This window comes from Mycobacterium sp. (assembly GCF_035623875.1).
GTDB lineage: Bacteria > Actinomycetota > Actinomycetes > Mycobacteriales > Mycobacteriaceae > Mycobacterium.
In genome coordinates, this window is sequence record NZ_DASPSP010000175.1 from 1 (window position 1) to 4,609 (window position 4,609).

The following is a 4,609-nucleotide window of genomic DNA, read 5'->3' on the forward strand; positions in this document are numbered from 1 at the left end:
CCTCGACCAGGGCCTGTTCGGCGTCGTAGTATCCGCAGCGATCCTGGTGTTCTTGTTCGTGACCGCCTTCTTCCAGCCACGAGGGGTAAAGCGTGCGCTTGGCCTGTTCCTCACTACCTACTGTCTGGCCGCCTCGTTCACCGAGGTGGGGTTCAGCGATGCGTCAACGTACCTGCTGTACCTGGCCCTCGCAGCCTCGCTGCTCATCCCTGTCACGACGGACAGTCAGGCGCGGTGAGTCTCGTGCTGGGCGTTGCGAAGGGCCGCCATCGAACCGGGTCGTCACGTAGAGTGCGCGTCACAGAACAATTTGACACCGCCGCAGCGTCACTCGAGTATCTCCAGGCGGTCAAAGACCCTGGGCCGGCCGGACGCTTCATGCGGTCGCGCCTCCGTCTCGTTCAGGATGTGCTGGCTGACTGCCCTGGCGGCGACCTCGTGGACATCGGATGCGGGCCAGGTATCCTCACGCGCACCCTGCTGACGACCCGTCCATGCGACTTCCGGATCACCGCGGTGGACCTGTCGCCGTCGATGATCAGGCGGTGTGTCGCGTCCGCCCGCGGCGCCGGGGAAGTGCATGCCGCCGTTGGCAACCTGGAGACCCTGCCGTTCAAGGATGCCGGATTCGACGTGGCAATCGCGACTGGGGTGCTCGAGTACGCCGATATCCGGTCGGCAGTCGAGGAGGTTGCGAGAGTTGTCCGGCCAGGCGGCCTGGTTGTCATCAGCATGCTCAATCCCAAGAGCCTGTACCGCCTCGTCGAGTGGTTCGCTTACTGGCCGCTGCTGAGAATCCGGGCGGTTATTGAGCGGTCCCTAGGGGTTGGTCGTGAGCATGGGCATAAGTCGGCCAGCATACGCGCGGTAGCTCCCGGCAAGCTTTGTCGCCTGCTGGCGGGGGCCGGCCTGGTAACGGTTGACGTCGTGCACTTTGACGTGACACCGCTGGTACCGCCGCTAGACCGAATGGGAGTTTTCGAACGGGGAAACACTGATCCTGAAAAAGAGGCCAGGATTGCAACCGGATGGAGGCGCTGGCTCGCGACCGGTTATCTGGTGGTCGCGAGGCGTGGCTCCCCCGCTGCGACCGGGCACTGACCGCCGATCGCGGGGGCGCAGCGACGGGCGGAGCCTGGTTCGCCCCCGCCACGGTGGCGGTTCGGTGCCGGTCACCTGAGGTATCACCCGGCGGGCTGAATGGTCTTATGCATGCAGGCTCTGATGTGACACAGAATGCACCCGGAAGTGGCTCGAGGAGGGCAAGGATCTTATGCGGGTGGCAATCAATCTCCTGACAGAGCACCCAGACAGACCGTCAGGCGCGCACTTTTGCTGGACCAGAGTGATCCCTGAGATGGCCAGTCGGCTCGAGGTCGGCGAGGAACTGCATCTGCTCGTGAGTCCTCGGTCGCGGCCGCTGCACCAGGACTACGGTTCTAACCTCTCGTACATCACGTACCCGTGGTCCAACGAACAGCGCATTTTGCGGACGCTCTCGGAGCATCTCTACTCGCCGGTGCGACTCCCGCTCAGCCGGATTGACGTCTTCGTCACGCTCATGGCGCCGATCGTCAGGATTCCGCAGTCGCAGGTCATCCACATGAAGACACTGCACGCCTTCACCAGTCCCGATGCCCTGAAGCCGCTGGCGCGCGCGTATCGCCGGATGAGCTACCCGCGCTCCGCGCGGGTAGCCGACGCAATCATCGTCAACTCCAAGAGCATGCGCGCCGAAGTCGAGCGATATCTCGAAGTGGACTCAAGCAAGCTCAGGCTCATCTATGAGGCCGTGGATCACGACCTCTTTACCCCTGGCGACGCTGCTGACGCTCGCGCTCGGGTTGCGAAATACGGGGTCGCCAAGCCGTTCTTTCTCTTCGTCTCGTCGCTCTGGCCGTACAAGAATTGTGAGGGCATGCTCCGGGCATGGGTGATCGCTCGCCCCGAGATCGGAGATCGCCAGCTTGTCATCGTGGGTGACAGCGAAGATCAGAGCTACGTAGCGAGCTTGCGGGCACTCACGGACGAACTCGGCATCGGTGCTGACGTCTTGTTTGTCGGCCGGGTGCCGCACGATGAAACAGTCTTTTTCTACCGCGCTGCGGATGCCCTGGTGTATCCGTCGTTCGACGAGACCTTCGGGCTGCCCATCCTGGAGGCCATGGCGTGCGGATGCCCCGTGGTGACCTCGGACGCCAGTTCCATGCCGGAGATCGCCGGCGGCGCTGCCATCCTGTCCGATCCCTACGATCCGGCTTCCATTGCGCACGCGATGATCGAGGCGGTGCGGGGCGACGGGGACCGGCTACGTGCCGCGGGGTTGCGGAGAGCTCGGGACTTCACCTGGGCCGCCACAGCTCAGGCGACCCTGGATGTCTATCGAGAAGTCGCTGAGCGGCGCCGCGGTGGTTAGCGCAGCCATGTCACGCACATCGATGTGGGTACGAGCGCACGGATCACGACGTTACCGAGGGCTCGCCACAATAGCAGCCGCGACGACGGCAGCCGTCGTCGCGATCGCCGGTCTGAGCGGTTGCGCCACGTCGCAGGCCCAGCCGGCCCGACATCACGCGCCGGTGTCGGCTCCGCCGGTCTCGGCTGCGCCGCCGGTGGCCGGCGCTCTACGGGTGTGCGGCAACGCAGCGATCCTCGGCAACGGCCCGACCGCGGCCCCGAAGGGAGCGATCGTCGTAGCGGCCGGTGACGACTCCCAAGTCAACTTCGGCAGCCCGAACACGACCTACTGGTTTGCCCCGGGTGTGCACACCCTCGGGCCCGGCATGTATACGCAGATCGACCCGGGCAATGGCGCCAGTTTCATCGGGGCTCCGGGGGCGATTCTCGACGGAGAGCAGGTCAACTACTACGCGTTCGTTGGTTATGCGACAAACGTCACGATCAGCTACCTCACCATTGAGAACTTTGGCACTAACGGTGGCAACATGAACGAGGGAGTTGTCAACCATAATTCCGGTACGGGCTGGACGATCGATCATTCGACCATCAAGGACAACGCGGGTGCCGGCGTCATGCTTGGCAGCGACAACACGGTGAGCTACGACTGCCTCGAGGACAACCAGCAATACGGCTTCAACGCTTACTCGCCGACCGCGTCAGCGAATCTGGTGCTCGAGTACAACGAGATCGTTGGCAACGACACCTATAACTGGGAGAGTCACGACCCCGGCTGCGGCTGCACCGGGGGCGGCAAGTTCTGGGACGTCAACCAGGCGACGGTCATATACAACTGGATATACGACAACCATAGCGTCGGGCTATGGATGGACACGGATAACCGCGGCTTCGATATTGAGCACAATTATTTCCAGGACAATTACGCGGCTGGACTGGTCTACGAGATCAGCTACAACGCCCTCGTCCAGGACAACGTTTTCCTGGGCAATGCAATCGGCGAGGGCGCGCATGAAGGCGGGTTTCCGGATGGCGCGATCTACGTCTCCGAATCCGGCTCCGACGCGCGAGTACCGGGCAGGTACGGCACCGAATTCCTGATCACCGATAACGAATTCATTGACAACTGGAGCGGCGTCATACTGTGGGAAAACTCGAATAGGTTCTGTGGTTCGCCGTACTTCCCTGGCGTCTGCACGCTGTCGGACCCCGCGGTGGCAAACCTGAATACGTGCACGCAGGCGAACCTGCAGGGCGCAAGCCCGCACCAGTCACCAGACTATTTCGGACTCTGTCGCTGGCGCACGCAGAATGTGGAGATCAAGCAAAACACGTTCGAGTTCAGCCCATCCGAAATTGGCCCGTCGTGCACGGTCGCCAACGGCTGCGGGTTCGTTGGCGTTTTCTCCGAGTGGGGCAGTGACCCGTCCTGGAGTCCCTACCAGGGCACCGTGATTGAGACACTAATCACCTCGGGTCAGAATAATCACTTCGCTGATAACACCTACCTGGGCCCGTGGCGGTTCATGGCGCTCGAACTTGGCAATGTCATTAACTGGCAGACCTGGCGGGACCGATACCAGCAGGACGCCGGAAGCGTCCTGAAGAGCTGATGCCGACGCTGGCGTCGGCTGCGTGCCCGGCTAGCTGCTCCGGTAGGCGCTGACGCCGGGTGCCAGGCGTGCCGGCGCGGCGCCCCACCGCGAGCCGGAGGACGGAAGGTTACTTCCGGCGACGTGCGCCGTCGGGCGGGACGAGGTCCGACGCCTCCTTCGCCAGCTCATCACCCACCATGGCGCTGAGCATCTCTTCCGCGCTGTGGAGCTCGAGCGCAGCGCCCTGCCCGGCTGCCAGATCGGCCGCCTGACGCCGCGCGACATCCGATTCTGCCAATGGCCAGAGGCTGACGCTGCTGTCGGTGGTGTCGGCGTCGAGCAGGATGGCCGAGGTCAGCTGGGTGCCAGACAGCCGGATGACCTCGCCGGCCGCGTGGATCCTGGCGGCCGAGCACTCCCCGGCGGTGACCATGACCACCGCCCTGGTCGCCCAGGTGGGCAGATTGTCAAGGCCCAGCGCGGGGTCGGCGGTGGCCAGGGTGAGCAGCAGCTCGGCCGAGTGGTAGGCGCTGGCCAGGGTCGGCTGCGCCACCGCCGCCTGCGGGTGCAGCGGCCCGATCGGGAAGATCTGGTCGGGC

5 protein-coding genes are annotated in these 4,609 nt (G+C 64.0%); 4 read left to right on the plus strand and 1 reads right to left on the minus strand.

Annotated features, from left to right (window positions below):
* The 4 genes from VEI45_RS14485 to VEI45_RS14500 form a co-directional block, all read left to right on the plus strand.
* A partial coding sequence (locus VEI45_RS14485) for a hypothetical protein (RefSeq protein WP_324854320.1) occupies nucleotides 1-238 on the plus strand: 238 nt, incomplete at its 5' end.
* 140 nt (nucleotides 239-378) lie between these two features.
* A complete protein-coding gene (locus VEI45_RS14490) occupies nucleotides 379-1,101 on the plus strand; it encodes a class I SAM-dependent methyltransferase (protein ID WP_324854322.1) in 723 nt (240 codons plus the stop codon).
* Nucleotides 1,102-1,273: 172 nt separating this feature from the next.
* Nucleotides 1,274-2,416 (plus strand): glycosyltransferase family 1 protein, encoded by a 1,143-nt coding sequence (locus VEI45_RS14495; RefSeq protein ID WP_324854324.1) that lies wholly within the window; start codon nucleotides 1,274-1,276, stop codon nucleotides 2,414-2,416.
* Entirely contained in the window at nucleotides 2,376-4,028 is a 1,653-nt protein-coding gene (locus VEI45_RS14500) for a right-handed parallel beta-helix repeat-containing protein (RefSeq protein WP_324854326.1), read from the plus strand. Before VEI45_RS14495 ends, VEI45_RS14500 begins: the two co-directional genes overlap by 41 nt.
* 109 nt (nucleotides 4,029-4,137) lie before the next feature.
* Here VEI45_RS14500 and VEI45_RS14505 read toward each other — a convergent pair.
* A partial coding sequence (locus tag VEI45_RS14505; RefSeq protein ID WP_324854328.1) for a hypothetical protein occupies nucleotides 4,138-4,609 on the minus strand: 472 nt, incomplete at its 5' end.